This is a genomic window from Enterobacter kobei (assembly GCF_001729765.1).
Lineage (GTDB): Bacteria > Pseudomonadota > Gammaproteobacteria > Enterobacterales > Enterobacteriaceae > Enterobacter > Enterobacter kobei.
On record NZ_CP017181.1, the window covers coordinates 495,293 to 512,857 of the forward strand.

At 51.8% G+C, this 17,565-nt stretch carries 15 protein-coding genes and 1 pseudogene; 8 read left to right on the forward strand and 8 right to left on the reverse strand.

Translation table 11 applies throughout. From position 1 onward, the window contains the following. Positions 1-231 precede the first annotated feature (231 nt). A complete protein-coding gene (locus BFV64_RS02390; RefSeq protein ID WP_069601663.1) occupies positions 232-1,437 on the reverse strand; it encodes a site-specific integrase in 1,206 nt (401 codons plus the stop codon). Positions 1,438-1,997: 560 nt separating this feature from the next. Here BFV64_RS02390 and BFV64_RS02395 point away from each other — a divergent pair. Beyond that, positions 1,998-2,330 (forward strand): annotated as a pseudogene (locus BFV64_RS02395) (DUF4145 domain-containing protein); the annotation flags it as partial. A 140-nt stretch (positions 2,331-2,470) separates the two neighbouring features. Here the strand turns inward: BFV64_RS02395 and BFV64_RS02400 are convergent. From BFV64_RS02400 to BFV64_RS02410, 3 genes are all read right to left on the reverse strand, one after another. Continuing rightward, entirely contained in the window at positions 2,471-3,451 is a 981-nt protein-coding gene (locus tag BFV64_RS02400) for an IS5-like element ISKpn26 family transposase (RefSeq protein WP_000019445.1), read from the reverse strand. Between the two features lie 867 nt (positions 3,452-4,318). Next, entirely contained in the window at positions 4,319-4,909 is a 591-nt protein-coding gene (locus tag BFV64_RS02405) for a class I SAM-dependent methyltransferase (protein ID WP_059372175.1), read from the reverse strand. Beyond that, on the reverse strand, positions 4,909-5,922 hold the full coding sequence (locus BFV64_RS02410; RefSeq protein ID WP_059372176.1) for an HNH endonuclease family protein: 1,014 nt from the start codon (positions 5,920-5,922) through the stop codon (positions 4,909-4,911). The genes BFV64_RS02405 and BFV64_RS02410 overlap by 1 nt, the downstream gene beginning before the upstream one ends. A gap of 637 nt (positions 5,923-6,559) precedes the next feature. On the opposite strand from BFV64_RS02410, the gene BFV64_RS23955 reads away from it, so the two are divergent. From BFV64_RS23955 to BFV64_RS24880, 4 genes are all read left to right on the forward strand, one after another. Further along, positions 6,560-7,075 (forward strand): DUF2778 domain-containing protein, encoded by a 516-nt coding sequence (locus tag BFV64_RS23955; protein ID WP_071978048.1) that lies wholly within the window; start codon positions 6,560-6,562, stop codon positions 7,073-7,075. Beyond that, on the forward strand, positions 7,056-7,574 hold the full coding sequence (locus tag BFV64_RS02415) for a hypothetical protein (protein WP_059372177.1): 519 nt from the start codon (positions 7,056-7,058) through the stop codon (positions 7,572-7,574). The genes BFV64_RS23955 and BFV64_RS02415 overlap by 20 nt, the downstream gene beginning before the upstream one ends. Position 7,575: 1 nt before the next feature. Further along, positions 7,576-8,061, forward strand: a complete 486-nt coding sequence (locus BFV64_RS02420) for an Hcp family type VI secretion system effector (RefSeq protein ID WP_059372181.1) — start codon at positions 7,576-7,578, stop codon at positions 8,059-8,061. A 443-nt stretch (positions 8,062-8,504) separates the two neighbouring features. Continuing rightward, a complete protein-coding gene (locus BFV64_RS24880; RefSeq protein WP_072253182.1) occupies positions 8,505-8,960 on the forward strand; it encodes a SymE family type I addiction module toxin in 456 nt (151 codons plus the stop codon). A gap of 43 nt (positions 8,961-9,003) precedes the next feature. Here the strand turns inward: BFV64_RS24880 and trpS are convergent, their stop codons facing one another. Next, positions 9,004-10,005, reverse strand: coding sequence for a tryptophan--tRNA ligase (gene trpS / locus BFV64_RS02430; RefSeq protein WP_059372183.1), 1,002 nt, complete (start codon positions 10,003-10,005; stop codon positions 9,004-9,006). A 199-nt stretch (positions 10,006-10,204) separates the two neighbouring features. Between trpS and fosA the strand changes: the two genes are divergently transcribed. Continuing rightward, a complete protein-coding gene (fosA, locus tag BFV64_RS02435) occupies positions 10,205-10,630 on the forward strand; it encodes a FosA/FosA2 family fosfomycin resistance glutathione transferase (protein WP_032637598.1) in 426 nt (141 codons plus the stop codon). On the opposite strand, the gene BFV64_RS02440 is transcribed toward fosA, so the two are convergent. Then, entirely contained in the window at positions 10,616-11,623 is a 1,008-nt protein-coding gene (locus BFV64_RS02440) for a LacI family DNA-binding transcriptional regulator (protein WP_059372185.1), read from the reverse strand. The two genes, fosA and BFV64_RS02440, sit on opposite strands and share 15 nt — an antisense overlap. 185 nt (positions 11,624-11,808) lie before the next feature. On the opposite strand from BFV64_RS02440, the gene BFV64_RS02445 reads away from it, so the two are divergent. Beyond that, a complete protein-coding gene (locus tag BFV64_RS02445; RefSeq protein WP_059372187.1) occupies positions 11,809-12,897 on the forward strand; it encodes a cellulase family glycosylhydrolase in 1,089 nt (362 codons plus the stop codon). 50 nt (positions 12,898-12,947) lie between these two features. After that, complete coding sequence (locus BFV64_RS02450) at positions 12,948-14,342, forward strand: MFS transporter (RefSeq protein WP_059372190.1); 1,395 nt, start codon at positions 12,948-12,950, stop codon at positions 14,340-14,342. A 40-nt stretch (positions 14,343-14,382) separates the two neighbouring features. On the opposite strand, the gene mcrC is transcribed toward BFV64_RS02450, so the two are convergent. Beyond that, positions 14,383-15,516, reverse strand: coding sequence for a 5-methylcytosine-specific restriction endonuclease system specificity protein McrC (mcrC, locus tag BFV64_RS02455; protein ID WP_059372192.1), 1,134 nt, complete (start codon positions 15,514-15,516; stop codon positions 14,383-14,385). Further along, a complete protein-coding gene (locus BFV64_RS02460; protein ID WP_069601665.1) occupies positions 15,513-17,465 on the reverse strand; it encodes an AAA family ATPase in 1,953 nt (650 codons plus the stop codon). The genes mcrC and BFV64_RS02460 overlap by 4 nt, the downstream gene beginning before the upstream one ends. Positions 17,466-17,565: the final 100 nt, after the last annotated feature.

The following is a 17,565-nucleotide window of genomic DNA, read 5'->3' on the forward strand; positions in this document are numbered from 1 at the left end:
GTTTGCGTAGTAACCTTTGGGAACTATTGCTGTTATGGCTAATTACGCAGCAGCTCTCAAAAACATCATTGGAGCAAGTCTCCCCATCATAACGACTACGGACATAGATGAGAACGATCAATAAGCATTTAAATGATAGAAAGGGCGGATGTTTGCTGCGGCGGGCTTTGAATGGCTTGCGCTAAGGATTCGATCAATATCAATATGTTACAAGGATAGGGGAGTTACCCCCTAAATTTCGAGATAAGCCACTTGTTCTATATACCGAGCCAATTCAATTGGAGATGCAGAATTTTTGGAATAAGTTTTGAAGCTCTCCGTGTTACCTCGCTCATGGCCGACGAGTAAGGCAATGCGATCCTCTGGTACTTGAGCACGGTCGAGCTGTTGCACAAACGCATGTCGGAGTGAATGAAACACTTTTCTCTCTGCGGCAGGTTCGCCAAGAACTTTGCGCTTCGCCCGTGTGAACTGCTGGGTGTGCCACGTTGAACGCTTTCCGTCTGCCCGGTCTGTGATTGAGGCGTGATAGAACAGAAAACCGCTATGTGTGGTCTTGAGCAACGACTTCACGAGAGGGATTATCTTGCTGTGTACAGGGACGATTCGCGCCGCGCTCTTGGTCTTCCCCTCGGTGATCTCAAAGCACAAAACGCCCTCGATAGTTTTAATACTGCTCTCACGCAACGTACATATTTCATTGATCCGCATACCGCTGTATGCCCCAATAGCCGTTACCGCTTTCATCTCATCATCGAGCAAATCATAGACCTTTGCTAGCTCGCCCGGCGCGAAGACTTCATAGCTGACCTTGCTGCTTTTTGCTTCGAGCGCATGGCCGCGCCAAGGATTATCCTGCGGCGCATCGTGATAGCGATTGCGTGCCAGATCCCATATCTGCGCCAGTGCGCTTATATAGTTCTGGATGGTTTGGGGCGCTCGCTCAGTTTTGAGTTTATCTAACCAGCCTGTAACTATGGTTCGGTTAATATCTCGCAACTGAACATCTTTCTTTTTCAGGTGGGTTAACAGCACCTCTACGGCTTTATTGGTCTTGGATAGGGTGGTTAGCTTTCGCTTCTCGCTGTATTGAAGCAGGTACAAATCACGCATTTTTAGCAAGGAAGGGCAAGCCTGAATCGATGCTCCAAATGATGCGGGTGCCTCCTTGGCATACACACTGACACGGCGTAGCTCATCAATGATTTGATCGACGGATGAGCCTCCTTGTGGCTTTAGCAGATTCCGTAAGCGAGTCCATTCCAGAGCAATAGCATCGCGAAACAAACGCGCTTGCCGTATGTCTCGTGTCCCTGTGCTTTTCATAAAGTAGCGCTTCCCTTGGAACAGGTGGCGCATGTAGCTGGGAATAGCTATCCGCACGAGGTAATTCCCGCAGGGATCTAAAACTAGATAACGATCTCTCTTGAAACTCATACAAACCCCGGTTATGTTGTCGGGGCTTTTTCATGGCTAAACAGTCTGTGAAATGTGCCGGGGTTATGAGCTTTAGCCTCGCTACTTCAATGAGTTAACAATGATTCTTGAAGCAAGCTAAGCCGCTATAACCCGTGCCGGTTCGAGTCCGGCCTTCGGCACCAAGTGATGCAATAATTAGCTACCTAAGTGTGGCTTTTTTTGTGTCTGAATCCATGCAAATTTTTTCTTTCAGCAGAAGACAATCTGATTCAACCAACATCAAATTTCTTGCGTGTATAGAAACGAATATATTTTAATTCGATAACTTTTATATCTATGCATCAGCATTTCGGTGATTTTAAATGAATATTTTTCTTAATTTGCACGCTTTCCGCTTTATCCTGGAAAAGGAATGTATGCTGTCCCGCATGGTTTAAACATCTCACATCTGCTGTACCGAACCTCAAACTTTCTCCATCATTGATTAACTTGCTGTGATTTTGGTCATTGCTCGGGAAGCTTCAGAAAGTTAAAGTAAAAATTATGTTCCTAAAATGTATGTGCAGGCCTGCATAACAATGATGAATAAATCCAATTTTGAGTTCCTGAAGGGCGTGAACGATTTCACCTATGCCATCGCATGCGCGGCGGAAAATAACTACCCGGATGATCCCAATACTGCACTGGTAAAAATGCGTATGTTTGGCGAAGCGACGGCAAAACATCTTGGCCTGCTGCTGGATATTCCTCCCTGTGAAAATCAGCACGAACTTCTGCGTGAGCTTGGCAAAATTGCCTTCGTTGACGACAGCATTCTTTCCGTGTTCCATAAATTACGTCGTATTGGTAACCAGGCTGTCCACGAATACCATAACGATCTTGATGATGCTCAGATGTGCTTAAGGGAAGGTGCGAATAAGCAGGTCATTTCTTCCCAAGCTGACTCGCTGATTAAAATTTCGCGGATCTGGGCCGATTTTTTTCCCGCAAACACATCGAATCAGCCTATTTAGGCTATTTTTTCCACCATTTCTGGCGTTATTTCCGGTTTTTACTGAGATCTCTCCCACTGACGTATCATTTGGTCCACCCGAAACAGGTTGGCCAGGGTGAATAACATCGCCAGTTGGTTATCGTTTTTCAGCAGCCCTTTGTATCTGGCTTTCACGAAGCCGAACTGCCGCTTGATGATGCGAAACGGGTGCTCCACCCTGGCACGGATGCTGGCTTTCATGTATTCGATGTTGATGGCCGTTTTGTTCTTGCGCGGATGCTGCTTCAAGGTTTTTACCTTGCCGGGACGCTCGGCGATCAGCCAGTCCACATCCACCTCGGCCAGCTCCTCGCGCTGTGGCGCTCCTTGGTAGCCGGCATCGGCTGAGACAAATTGCTCCTCTCCATGAAGCAGATTACCCAGCTGATTGAGGTCATGCTCGTTGGCCGCGGTGGTGACCAGGCTGTGGGTCAGGCCACTCTTGGCATCGACACCAATGTGGGCCTTCATGCCAAAGTGCCACTGATTGCCTTTCTTGGTCTGATGCATCTCCGGATCGCGTTGCTGCTCTTTGTTCTTGGTAGAGCTGGGTGCCTCAATGATGGTGGCATCCACCAAAGTGCCTTGGGTCATCATGACGCCTGCTTCGGCCAGCCAGCGATTGATGGTCTTGAACAATTGACGGGCCAGTTGATGCTGCTCGAGCAGGTGGCGGAAATTCATGATGGTGGTGCGATCCGGCAGGGCGCTATCCAGGGATAATCGGGCAAACAGGCGCATGGAGGCGATTTCGTACAGGGCATCTTCCATGGCACCGTCGCTCAGGTTGTACCAATGCTGCATGCAGTGAATACGCAGCATGGTCTCCAGCGGATAGGGCCGTCGGCCATTGCCCGCCTTGGGATAAAACGGCTCGATGACAGCGGTCATATTCTGCCATGGCAGAATCTGCTCCATGCGGGAGAGGAAAATCTCTTTTCGGGTCTGACGGCGCTTAGTGCTGAATTCACTATCGGCGAAGGTGAGTTGATGGCTCATGATGTCCCTCTGGGATGCGCTCCGGATGAATATGATGATCTCATATCAGGAACTTGTTCGCACCTTCCTTAGTTCCGTCGCCGTTAACGATGTACCTAGCTTTTTATAAATGGGCTCCCAAGTCCACCCACAATTCCGCTCATAGTCTCTGCGGTACCATTCAGAGCAAAAAAACACAAAACAGGAAGCATAGCCTTTATCATCAACAATATTTGTAGTTTGGCTAACCGCTCGAAGTAACTGCGTTAAGTCCACATATTCTTCATTCGTCGCTTGATATTCATAAAGCGGGCGGCCATCGGGTTGTCTCAATCCTCTACGACTAAGAAAGTTTGTTAGCCATGAAGTGCATTTTGTCCATGAAATGCATTCTGATTGAACCAAAGCATTCTCCTTATAGTCAAGCGAGACAAGACTTAATGAATGTTTAATTTAAAAAACCGATTAGCGTACCCTCGAAGCGTTTGTATGGCAATACCTAATTTTTGTAGGTGGCCAGGAGGGACACTACTGATATATGACATATCAAATATTGATTAATTGCTTGATTATCATTGCTTTCATTTATGATTTCTAAGTAAAAGCAAATTTCACTTTAGTGACGAGCAAATATAATATCTAAAAAATCACCTGTTACGCTATATAACAATTATGGTGATGGTTCAATAGTAAAATACGAAATTTGTATAACTTGTCAAAAAAAGAGAACGAGCTAACTGTTTGGACTATGAATTTCTAAGTTCATTAGAGCTGTGATAACATCTTTGTTGAGGATAGAGTGATATAGCCATTTATGTCGGTATGAAGATGAGATGTGTGCAACTCAACATATCAATATGAGTCCTTCACCGATAAGTAAAAGCCACTCTAAAAAATAGTGTTTTTTTTATGTAATATCCCATTTAACCATCTCTCACTTCTTTCCTGCCGATAATCCTTCGTAACCCAAAGCGAAGTTATCGCTACATCTGTTATATTACTTATTCCCATCCGCAGCCCCTCTTCATCCAGGTCCGTAAATCGTCTTTCACCCTGTACCCGCTCACCGTTGCCATACTTAAAGGACACGTACCAGACGCCGCCAGGCTTAAGCGCATCCGCAAGCTTCTGCATCACGGCAGGCAGCTCAGAAGAGGAGACATGCAGCAAAGAGGCACAGCACCAAATCCCATCGTACTGCGCTTTACCCTCAATCTCTGAAAACGTCATCAGCTGCACGGGTAACCCGGAATGTTGCTTTGCCAGCTCCACCATCGCGGAAGAGGCATCAAAAGCATCCACCTGATAACCCATCTCATGAAAGGCTTTTGCGTCCCGACCAGAACCGCAGCCCGCATCCAGAACACGAGCACCGTGAGGCAGATGTTGGGTGAAGGCCTCGTATAGCGGGGTCATATCGACATTGACCGTGCCATCGAAGAAATCCTGCGCGTGGTTCTGATAATAGTGAAGAGTCATTAAAACGTTGCCTCGCCTTCTGCGTTGGGTTTCCAGGTATGGATAAGTTTTTCCAGCGCGGCCTGCCAGTTACGCTGAAGAAAGCTTTTCCGTGCTTCAGGACGTTGCCCTGTCTGTTGAACAATCGTCTCATGTAACGGCAGTTTGCTCTGAATAAAATACTCATTGCGAGTGTGTAACCGCTGCAGGAGCCTGAGGTCGGGAATGCGTGCAGATTTGCCTTCAACGCCACGGTTACAACACCGGCAGGCCAGCACTAAGTTCCATACGCCGTTAATATTGCTCACTTCTTTGCGGGCAGCCCATGGAATAAAGTGGTCGACGTCCGCCAGTTCTGCGTCTTCCGGTACCAGACTGATGGGTTTGAAGCAGTAAAAACACCGTCCTTTCTGGTAACCATTCAGGCTGTCGCGGCAGCTGGTGATGTCTACGCGACGCGCGTTTACCCTCGTGAACAGCAGCTGATTATCTTCGTCGAACTCCACGCCCACAAGGTTTCGTGAAATCCCCATCGACCATGCCTGTTCCACCAGGTTCCAGCGGGCATTGGTTTCAAAGGCGAGGTTTTTATACTGCAGGCGTTCACCCAGTAAAAAGAAGTTATCCGTCAGGCGGATCCCGTTGTGGGTTTTGCGCTCATCAAGGAAAAAACGTTTATCGATCTCGCCCTGGTTCACGTAGTGAAAGGCATCAATCACGTTGTTAAAGCCAAGGCGCACCGTCGTTTCAATGAGCTGAGCGTGGGTGATTTCACCCCTGTTGAACTTCAGACAGGTTTCCAGAAATTGGCTGCTGCGGGAGGTGATCTGTTTTGGCGCATGCTTCAGGTGCTCGCAAAGATAGCGGCTGAACGGCACGGCAAGCTGGTCGAGCGTAATCAAATCGCTGCCCGTCTTATCCACTTCATACAACGCTGACGCCAGCGCAAATTTGTAAGATGCGACGTTCCTTCCAAAGAGGATCACACCACGCCAGTAGTTCTCAAGCGTCGGATCGGCCTGATAAAATTCCATCGATGAAGTCCTGTTACGGTTGGCTGGGCAGGGCGTTACTAAAGCCTGTAACAGGATCACATAACAAAATCAGGGTGATGTAAATCGTTAATCTATAGGTTTGATGAATTTTGAGGGATCTGAGAACAAGGGCTGGATGCGACGGATTTGCCGTCTAAGGCAATTTAGCGAATAAATAGATTTCTGGATGAGGAAAATAAGACTGATTTTCAAGCCATCGATTTACCAGTATCCCCCAAATCCATTCCCTGAATCCTCCTCGTATTTCCCAATTTTACCTGTCGCAAAACCGCTGCATTTATATTCAGTTCTGTTTAATAGGCAGCAGTAATTACGCCAGTCGGAAAAACGCCTCTTCATGGGGATGTCCTCATGTGGCTTATGAAGACATTACTAACATCAGGGAGCAGGTCACTCTGCCAGCTGTTCGGTCTCGCCCCTGAGGGTGCATGTTCAACTTGATAAACGTCGCTTCCTGACACACCTCTGATGTTACCGCTTAACGGCCTTACACGTTGTCTTAACACCAGCGGGCTATTGTCTGAAAATCAGAGGTCTCTCGGACGAAAACCTTCTTATGTCCGATTGCGTAGGAGTACGATAATCCAAAAAATCATTATAGATAAAAGGGTTATCTATGGCTCTACATGGAAAGTTCGTAATTAATGATGCGTACTACTCCCCGTTATCGTTTCCTGGTATAGGCACGTTTTTAGCTTTCTCTGGTAATGGTGCTTACCGTAATCGTGGGGCATGTGGAATGATCCCCAAAGAGGGGCCTGTACCAGCGGGTAAATACTGGATTGTTGACCGCCCTCAAGGTGGACTCAAGTCACAGCTAAACACAGTGGGAAGAGACATTTATAATCACTTCGCCAATGGTGCAACATTCAAACATTCTGAATGGTTCGCATTATGGCGTGATGATTGGGGGATCGACGATTACACATGGATTGAGAGCGTTCAGCGTGGCAATTTCCGTTTGCATCTAGGCGTACTATCAGAAGGTTGTATCACTCTCCCACATGATTCTGATTTTGCCATGTTGCGTAATGCTCTGTTGAGAAGCCAAAGAATAGATGTTCCTTGCATGAGAAAGCTACAGGCATACGGCACGATTGAGGTGATCTCCAATGGCAAAACATGCCCGTAGTTTATTTATCAAGATAGTGTTGTTCGCTGTTGTTGTGCTGATCGTTGCTGAAATAGTTCCGTATGATGGATTAGTTAATTCTATTACGGGGCTTTTCGATTTCCAAAGCGCCGACAAGTTTACCCGCTTCATTTTGGGTGAACCTGATTCAGAAGTTTGGGAATCGTTAGACGACTATTTTAGCATCTTAATCAATACATTAATCAGCGTACCTGTCATGAGCGCCATTACCACGGCGTACAGTGGCGCGACACATAAAGTTAGTCCAGCAGGCATCCCCAGAGAGTGGTTCAGTTCCACATTGCGACGGTTAGCTAAAATCTTCGGGTTTACCTTCCTGTTTTGGTCGTTGTTTCGCTTGCTGCCTTATCAGTCTTTATTCCCGGATCAAACGTATTCAAATTTCACAATGGCGGCGATTGTGGGCTTTCAGTTGCTCTTAACGATTATTTGCTACTGGTTCATCACGAAGAAAATCACAACTAAAAGGAGTTTGTAAAATGCCTATTCCGGCTTACATGTGGCTTAAGGACGATGGCGGCGCAGACATTAAAGGAGCTGTAGACGTTCAGGATCGTGAGGGGAGTATAGAGATTGTTGGCTTTAGTCATGGTCTGAACATTCCAGTAGACAGTGCCAACGGGAAGATTACTGGCAAGCGTTCACATTCTCCGATGATGATTGAAAAGGAGTTTGATAGCTCCAGCCCGTATCTATACAAAGCCGTTGCCACCGGTCAAACGTTGAAAAGTGCGGAGATTCGCTGGTATCGCATTAACCATGCAGGACAAGAAGAGTGCTACTTCGTCATGACCATTGAGGGCGTGAAAGTGACGGGCATTAACCCAGGGATGCCAAACGCTAAAATGGCAGGAAACTCGCAGATCAACCACATGGAATCTGTTTCCCTTATGTATGACAAAATCACCCGGCGTTATGTTGATGGTAATGTCCAGTATACGGACGATTGGAACGTAAGAGCGTAACAAATAGAAAGGAGGCATTGAGTGCCTCCTCTTTATTAACGCTTATCCTCTCAAAGGAGCCTGTCCGTAATTCTGTGTAACTGCCATCGTATTAAAGGTTATCGCTCAGTCGGTCACCGAACTTGATAATAAAACGACTCATTGCCAGCCCGCAGATCGGCGAATGGTTGCTCTGAGGTTCATGCGGGCGCTCACCTTATATTCTGATAGTCCTCGCTGCGTAATTTCCCTGACCCAACCCTTTTCCTGAATCTCCCTCGAAAATTCCAAATTTACTCAACGCCAAACCGCTGTATTTATATTCAGCCTTGTATAATGGTCACCAGAAATTACGCCAACCGGCGAAAGGAAGTATCAAAGAAATCTAAACGAGGAATTCGCGATATGAAGGTGCTGCAACACCCCCATACCGCTAACCACAAACAACTACTGAGGAGTTGAAAATGGCTGCGACGAATTTTAAGCCAGAGTTTACTGTTTGCAAAACAGAATCAGACGCTTTCACCGGCGTGATTGAAAACCGCGAGCTGGTACGCAAAAACAGTGCCCGCCGTCTGCACGGCAACCAGCCTAACGTGGCACCCGTCCATCCCCGCGCGGAAACGCCACAGGACAGTGCCGCCTGCTGCGAATTGTATGCGCGCATCGACATGAAATACCTTCTGCTGGGCGGCGACTGGTTGAACCGTGCAGGTTTTATCAACGGTATGCCCGTAAAAATCCGCGCCATGAAAGACTGCATTGTGATTACGCCGCAGCATACAAGAGAATTATGGGGATGCCTGGAAGGTATGAGTGTGGTGAATATAAATAAGCAGAAAGTCGCGCAGTGGCTGAAAACATTTCCGGGTGCATTAAATGACACCGGCGATATTCCGGTGATTAAGCGCAACGCCTGATAAATATCCCGGCCCTGCGCCGGGGTTATTATTTATATCGCCCTCAAAACACCGGCACCCCCAACCCAACCTTCACCTCCCTCAACGTCTCCTGCGTCACCCCCTGCGCCCGTTCCGTCCCGCGCTTCAGCATCGCCATCAGTTCACCCTTGTCCTGCATATACATCGCCCTCCGCTCCCGCATCGGCGCAATCAGCTCCTGCAAACACCCCTCCAGCTCGTTCTTGCACGCCCGGTCACCCAGCCCGCCCGCCTGATAGTGCGCCTTCATCGCCGCCACTTTCGCCTTGTCCGGATGAAACGCGTCGAGGTACGTAAACACCACGTTCCCCTCAATTTGCCCCGGATCGCTCACCTTCAGGTGGTTCGGGTCGGTGTACATGGCGCTGACCGCACGATGAATGGTCTCTTCGCTGGCCGAAAGGTGCAGCGTGTTGCCCAGCGATTTCGACATCTTGGCGCTGCCGTCGATGCCGGGCAGGCGGCTGGTGTCGCTCAGCATCGCCTTGCAGTGGCGCAGCACCGGGGCGGGCAGCAGGCTGTTCATCTTGTGCACAATCTCGTTGGTCTGCTCAATCATCGGCAGCTGGTCGTCGCCGACGGGCACGCACTCGGCCTTAAACGCCGTGATGTCCGCCGCCTGGCTGATGGGGTAGGCCATAAACCCGACCGGCAGCGAGCGGGCAAAGCCCTTCTGCACAATCTCGTTTTTCACCGTCGGGTTACGCTCCACGCGGGCGACGGTGACGATGTTCATATACAGCATCGTCAGCTCGGCGAGGGCGGGCAGGGCGGACTGCAGGCAGATCGTGGTCAGGTTCGGGTCGATGCCGGCGGCGAGGTAGTCGGCCAGCACTTCGGGGATGTTGTCGCGGATTTTTTGCGGGTTGCTGCCGTTGTCGGTCAGCCCCTGCAGGTCGGCAATCAGCACAAACTGATTGTGCGTCTGCTGGAGCGCTACGCGCTGGCGCAGCGATCCGACGAAGTGGCCGAGGTGCAGCGGGCCGGTTGGGCGGTCGCCGGTGAGGATGGTTGGTGTGTTCATAAAGACTCCTTAACGTTGTAATGCCGAAAGGGGTCTTAGATGTGAGAAAGCCGCCTTTCGGCGGCTATCTGAAAATGGGGAAAACATCTCCGAGCCGCCTTTAAGAAGGCAGCCACCAGCGGTTTACGGTGAGCACGGCGTGGTTTATGTTCATCTCTTTACCGTATCACGTCCGGCGCGAAAAACAAAAGGGCTCATTATGCTGCAATCACTTAACCACCTGACCCTCGCGGTCAGCGACCTGCAAAAAAGCATCACCTTCTGGCACGAGCTGCTGGGGCTGACGCTCCACGCCCGCTGGAATACCGGGGCCTATCTCACCTGCGGCGATCTGTGGGTCTGCCTGTCGTACGACGAGGCGCGCCAGTATGTGCCGCCGCAGGAGAGCGACTACACCCACTACGCGTTTACCGTCGCAGAAGCGGATTTTGAACCGTTCTCGAACAAGCTGGAGCAGGCGGGCGTCACCGTCTGGAAGCAGAACAAAAGCGAGGGGGCGTCGTTCTATTTTCTCGACCCGGACGGACACAAGCTGGAGCTGCACGTGGGCAGCCTCGCCGCGCGGCTGGCGGCGTGTCGCGAGAAGCCCTATGCGGGCATGGTGTTTACCTCAGACGAGGCTTGAGGCTCGCACCTTCAGCCTGCCCGCCAGCGTCACGTGCGTGGCGGCATCTTCCTGATTGCACAGGTACTCCACCGCCAGCCGTCCCAGCTCGCTGTAGGGCAGCTGGATACTGGTCAGCGGCGGGGTGAGCTGCTCGGAGATCTTCTGGTCGTCGTAGCCCGCCAGCAGCATGTCCTGCGGGATGCGCACGCCGTTCACCGCCAGCGCCTGATAGCAGCCAATCGCCAGCCAGTCGCTGGCGCAGAAGATGGCGTCCGGGCGCTCGGCCAGTTCCAGCAGGGACGTGGTGGCGGTAAAGGACTCGCTGAACTGCCAGTTGGTCTGGCGCACCAGGCCCTCGTCGCACGCGAGTCCGGCCTGTTCCAGCGCCGCATGGTAGCCCGCGAGACGCTGGCGGGAGGCCTCCATCCAGCTCTCCCCGGTAATGTGGGCGATGCGCGTCGCACCGCAGGCAATCAGGTGTTTAGTGACCTGAAAAGCATTGGCGTAGTCATCCGGAATAAATGACGGCAGCAGCGGCGAGCCGGGGTCGCGCTGGTTGAGCAGCACCAGCGGGATGCGGGTGCAGTCCTGGAAAGCCGTCATGTCCACCAGCGTGGTGACCGGGGAGGCGAGAATAATCCCGATGCAGTTGCGCTTCTCCAGCTGGCGGATGATGTTCAGCGCCAGCTCGATGTCGTCGCCGTAGTCGTAGACGGTGAGCAGGGTCTCGTTGCGCCACGCCGCTTCCCGCGCCTGGCTGATGGCGTCGATAAACGGGTCGAAGCTCTGAACGGAGCTGACCAGCAGGGCGATCTCTTCCTGGTTGCGCGGGGCGTGAACGGCGGGGAGGCGGTCGTAGCCGAGCTCGGTGGCGACGTTGATCACCCGCTGGCGGGTGTCGTCGCTGAGCTTGATGTTGCGGGACTGGTTAAGCACCAGCGATACCGTCGCCTGCGACACCCCTGCCGCCCGCGCAATATCGTTCATCGTCACTTTCGGTTTTCGCTTCATCCGTCCTCTCCCTTTCGCGAATTCGCATCATACCCTAACCGCGCGCTTACGCGCCGTCGATCACGTTTCTCATTCATCGAAGCGCGAACTTTGTGAAGGCCGTCGCTTTTCGGCGTGCCGCGATTTGCGCATTTATCCTGTAGCTAATATTTATTAGCTAAATATTATCAGTAAGAGGACGCGTAATGAAAGATCAGTGGAGCAGGGAGCAGGCACAGGCGTGGTATGAGCAAAAAGGCTGGCTGTGCGGGTTTAACTATTTGCCGTCGACGGCGGTGAACTGGACTGATATCTGGCAGGAAGAGACCTTCGATGCCGATACCATCGACCGCGAACTGGGCTGGGCGGCGGAGGCGGGCTACAACACCCTGCGCATCAACCTGCCGTTTATCGTCTGGGAGCATGACCGCGACGGCCTGATGGCGCGCATCGACCGGTTTTTGACCATTGCCGACGGCCGCGGGTTCAGCACCATGCTGACCCTGATGGACGACTGCGGTTTCTCCGGCGACGAGCCGTACCTCGGCCCGCAAAAGCCGCCCGTACCGGGCAAGCACAACAGCCAGGCGGCGGCGAGCCCGGGGCGGGATAAGGTGTGCGATCCCGACTGCTGGCCGCAGATTGAGCGCTATATCCGCGACGTTGTCCGCCAGTTCCGCGCGGACAAGCGCGTGCTGCTGTGGGATCTCTACAACGAGCCGGGTAACCGCGGCATTTTCGCGACGGGCACGCAGGAGGTGCAGTACGACGCGAAGCTGGAGACCTGCGCCCATGAACTGATGAAGCTAGCGTTCCGGTGGGTGCGTGAAGAGAACCCGACCCAGCCGCTCACCGTCTGCGCCTGGCGTCTGCCGCCGGAAGAGGAGGGCGAGACGTTCTTCCAGCATCCGCTGGACCAAACCGCGCTCGCGCTCTCTGACGTGGTGAGCTTCCACGCCTACACCCACACCGGGCGCATGACGGCGATAATCCAGCAACTGCAAACGCTTGGTCGTCCGCTGTTCTGCACCGAATGGCTGGCGCGCCACGTGGGCAGCACCATCGAAGAGCAGCTCCCGCTGATGTATGCGGCGAAGGTCGCGCCCTACCAGTGGGGGCTGGTGCGCGGCAAAACCCAGACGTGGCTGCCGTGGCCGGTGGTGATGAAGGAGTCCACGGACTACTGCCGTCTCTGGTTCCACGACGTGTTTGAGGAGAACGGCATTCCGTTCTCACGCCGTGAAATCGCCCTGATGCAGCAGCTGCGCAAGATCGCCCCGCAGGCGCAGGACTAATAATATCGACCCGGCGGTCCACCGCCGGGCAACCAGGCAGGCATATAACAATGGCAATGACAATGAAAATACCGTCTCGCGAGTTGTGGTCTTATTTTGGTTATGGTTTAGGTCAGTGTTTTAGCTTTGGTTTAGTGGGTTCGTTTATTAACTATTTTTACACCGACGTGCTGGGCATTTCGGCGCTGGCGGCGAGCACCATTTTCCTGATTGCCCGCGCGTGGGACGCGGTTCACGATCCGCTGTTTGCCAGCATTATGGACACCATTAACAGCCGGTTCGGCAAGTTTCGCCACTTTTTGCTGATCGCCCCTTTGTTGATCACCGGCGTCACGCTGCTGTCGTTCTATAAAATTGAAGCGGACATGACCACCAAAATCCTCTACGCCGGGGTGACCTACATCCTGTGGGGGACGCTGTATGCCATCTCCGATATTCCGTTCTGGTCGATGTCGTCGGTGATGACCAACGACTCCGCCCAGCGCACCCGCGCGGTGACGGCGGCGATGCTCGGGGTGAACGCCGGGATTGCCTGCGCTAATATCTTCTTCCCGAAGCTGGCGGCGTTTTTCGCCCAGTACAGTAACGACAAAGGTTACTTTATGGCGGCGCTGGTGATGATGCTGGTGGGGCTGCCGCTGATGCTTAACGGCTTTATGCAGATCAAAGAGCGCGTGCCGCCGAGCCCGGAAAAGGTGACCATCCGCGATACCTTCCACAACCTGCGTCAGAACAAGCCGCTGTTTATCGTCCTGCTGTCGTTCTTCTTCTGCGTGTTCCATAACGTGGCGGGCGGGCTGTATATCTACTTCTTTATCAACAACCTGGGCGACGGCAGCCTGCAGATGGCGATTGGCGTGATGGGGATTGTCGCGGCAGTGCTGTGCCTGGTCGGCCCGATGCTGACGCGCCGGATGCAGAAGCGGAAGTTATTTATGATCCTCTGCGGGCTGGACGTGGCGGTGCGCGTGGTGATGTGGTTTGTCGGGTATCAGCAGGTGACGATGCTGTTTATCCTGCTCGGCCTGAGCACCCTGTTTGTGATGATGACCAACATCCTCACCTCGTCGATGATTGCCGACACCATCGAGTACGCGGAGTACCACACCCACAAGCGCTGCGCGGCGATCACCTTCTCCGGGCAAACCTTTACCGGCAAGATGTCGGTGGCGGTGGGCGGCGGGTTGATCGGCGTGTTTCTGACGATGATAGGCTACGTGCCGCAGGCGCAGATCCAGAGTGAAGGCGTGCTGGAGGGGCTGTTCTTTGGGATTTGCCTGCTGCCGGCGATGGGGTCAGCGATCCGAATGGGCTTTATGTCGCGCTTTACCTTTACCGAGGAGAAGCATGCGGAGATTTGTCGGCTGCTGGCAGAGCGTCGGCATCATTTAAAAAATAGCCGTGCGGAAAATGAGCGGCTGGAGCGCCCGGCACCTGCGAACTAATCCAGGTGGGCGCCTGTCATGCAGGCGTCCACTTTAGAACTTAATTCACGTCAGCTATCCCACAGCAATCATGGGCTAATTTCAATAATTGCTGAGTCATTGTGACGGCATCTGCTGCTAAATCAACGGTGGCAAAGTGGATTTTATGCCCCTGTACCTCAACGAATTCGGAGAGCATTACGTCGACGGCTGGATGAAGTAATAATCCAGCCGAACGGAGAGATAGCGGGTCTGTTCGATTCTCCTGCGTGCGCAGATAGGTATACATCTGGTAGATATAACCGCTGCGCAAGCTCCGATCACGATACCAGCCTTTAATCAGAATGTTATTGAATTTAGTGTCGATGATGATGCGCTGTGCAGGTTGCCTGTGCTCAAGAATGATGTCTGAGTTCATGGTTGGGAAAATACTTTCGCTCCCTGCACTTTGAGACGTTAATCTCCATTTCAACTCTTTTCCGGCAGCGACTGTCCAGTCTTTTTTGGGAAGATGGACGTGATAGAAACCCGCCATACTTTTCTCGAACAGCTTACGCATCCAGTAAGGGTCATCAGACGGCGTTGGCAACAGTTTTTGCCCCGCAGTTTGGGTTGGTAGCCATAATTCAAATGCCAGCTGCGCGGCATCTACCATGGCTTTATCCGCCGCATCATGGCGACCAAAGCGCGCGATTGATGGCAGTTCACCTTTGCTCGGCATACCGCCTTCGATACCTCGACGACGCAAATTGATTGCCATTGCGCGACATTGCGCAGCCAGCGCGCCGTCGCTGAGTAGCGGGACAAGGTGCTCTAACGCAGAACGAACATAGCGATTACGGGGAGTATCCAGCGTCATTTCCTGAAACTGACAGGCTACCTGTGCCCGCTCAAGCAATTGTCGACTGGTTGTGCGCAGAACATCAATGCGTCCCCTTACCCTGTTTAGCGTGGCGCGGCGAGTTTGGTATCCCATACTTAAATGCCTTAACAGCCGCTGCTCTACTTCGTGAAGCAGGATCCTGGCCACCAGCGCCGGGATTTCCTCCGGGTTGTTTTCAGCGGCAACCATGCTGCGCCCGTGATGGCGAAACAGACTAGAGGCATACAGCATCAATAGCCAGATATTGCGCAAAGGAATGCGCAATACGGCTGCCCGAGCCTGCGTATCGCTACGTTCATCAAGATCGGTCATACGCTGAGGAGTTCCTTTCTGGCATCCAGGACTTTCTCCGGCGCATCGAACCAGTATTCGGCAAGCAAAGGACAGATTTCGGTTTCGACAACCTGCTTGTACCAGGCCATACCGTCGTCAATCTTCAACCCCGCTGGTGGGGTAACGTAGCTATGCCCGATACAAAACTGTGGTCCCAGGGCCGCATCCCTGGACAATTTTTCATTTAACGCAGTTATTTGGGATTCGATTAGGGCTAATGTTTCCACGCTCACATTAAACCGTTGGTTAACCCATTTTTTCCACGCGTCGTTAAACTCGGGCTTAAGATCAATAAACGCAAAGCGGCGCCGTAATGCCAGGTCGAGCAGGGCAAGCGAGCGGTCAGCGATATTCATCGTCCCGATGATGTACAGATTCTCAGGAATGTAGGTTTTTTCATCCATATCAGATCGGTATGAGAGCTCAAGCGCCTCATTCGGCGTGCGTTTATCCGCCTCCATCAGCGTCAGCGTCTCGCCAAAAATTTGCGCAGGATTACCCCGGTTAATTTCCTCAATAATGACCACGTACTTAGTTGTCGGATCGTTTACTGCTTTGTCGATCGCATGGAGAAAAGGCCCGTCTACCAATGCCAAACGTCCTTCATTGTTAGGACGCCAGCCGCGAATAAAGTCTTCGTAGGAGAGGGTGGGGTGGAACTGCACCGCGCTGATGCGCTTAGAGGTTTCCTCGCCCATAAGGCAATACGCCAGGCGGCGGGCAAGCCAGGTTTTACCGGTTCCCGGCGGGCCCTGCAGGATAAGGTTTTTTTTGGCCTGTAACCGCTGAAGGATGAGTTGGATTTTTTCCTCTCCTAAAAAGCAGCCCTCATCGATCAAATTGCTTATCGCGTAAGGCTTATGGGGGATTTCCGCTGGCACGTTCTCTTCAACCGTTTCCTCGGTGATGCTCTGGAATTCACCTTTATCGAAGTTGAGGTATTCATAGTTGCCGGGGGTCTGAAACTCCAGTTCATCATCATCACGTAGTTTTTGCAGATAATATGAAATGGACGATTCAACCGTATTGTTATTGGGATAATCCGCCTTAATCTCATCCAGATAAGCCTCTTTTAACTCCCTCAAGGAGAAATATGGGCTGTCTTTTTTCAGGCACAGTAGTTTGATTTTATTAAGCAAATACGCTTTCCATGTCAGCCGCTCGACTTCATCATTTGACTGATGTAAATCGATATTCCATGCCGCCAGGGAGAGTTCAGGGAAGGAGTGAACCGGATAGTTTGGCTGGGTAAAGGCCTTTTTGAGCGCCAGCGCTACGGTCTGATAGTTGTGTCCGCTGCAGCGCCCTTTGGCACCTTTTTTAATGATTTTAATATTCAGGACTTTCTGGATGTAGTACTGAGACTGGCTATCCAGCGTAGGGTAGAACCAGGGGCGTAGCCAGTACAATCCCATCGTCAGGTTCCAGCCAACATTGCGCACGTTAGATGCGGCGTCATAAGAAAACAGGAAGTCCGTGGGATCGGCGTTTGGGGTGTCGGCGAAGGAGATTGCCTGAGAAAACATTTCCCACAGCGTATCGATGTCTTCAGGCTTACGTGATTTCTCATAGCCAAAGAACCATGACTTCTGATTGTTCAGAAGCGGAATACCGTCGAACGACTCAGGAACCGGTTCGCGAACGCCTATCAGTTTTGCCAGGCTGGCTGCGATATTTCTTCGGTTGGTAACGGTAAGCGAGCGATTAAATAAACCCATAGTGGTGAAAGGACAAATGTCTTTCAAAGGATGGGGAGCGCCATTAGCGGGCTTGTCCTGCAGGTGTGACATACTGCCAATCTCAGCAGCAATGCGGTGAATACCCGCCGCCAGCTCCTCTCTTCGATTTCGCCAGGTCAGTAGCTGAGAGGCAAATGCCTGATAGAAGTCTGCCCATGCGAATCTGACGTCTTGCTCAACTGCGTCCATATGCTCTCCAGTAAAATTTCAGGCTTCAGTAACCTGGCGACTGAATTTTACGGGATTGTAAGCCTTAGTGAATAACTACCTAAAACAGTGATCTATAAGG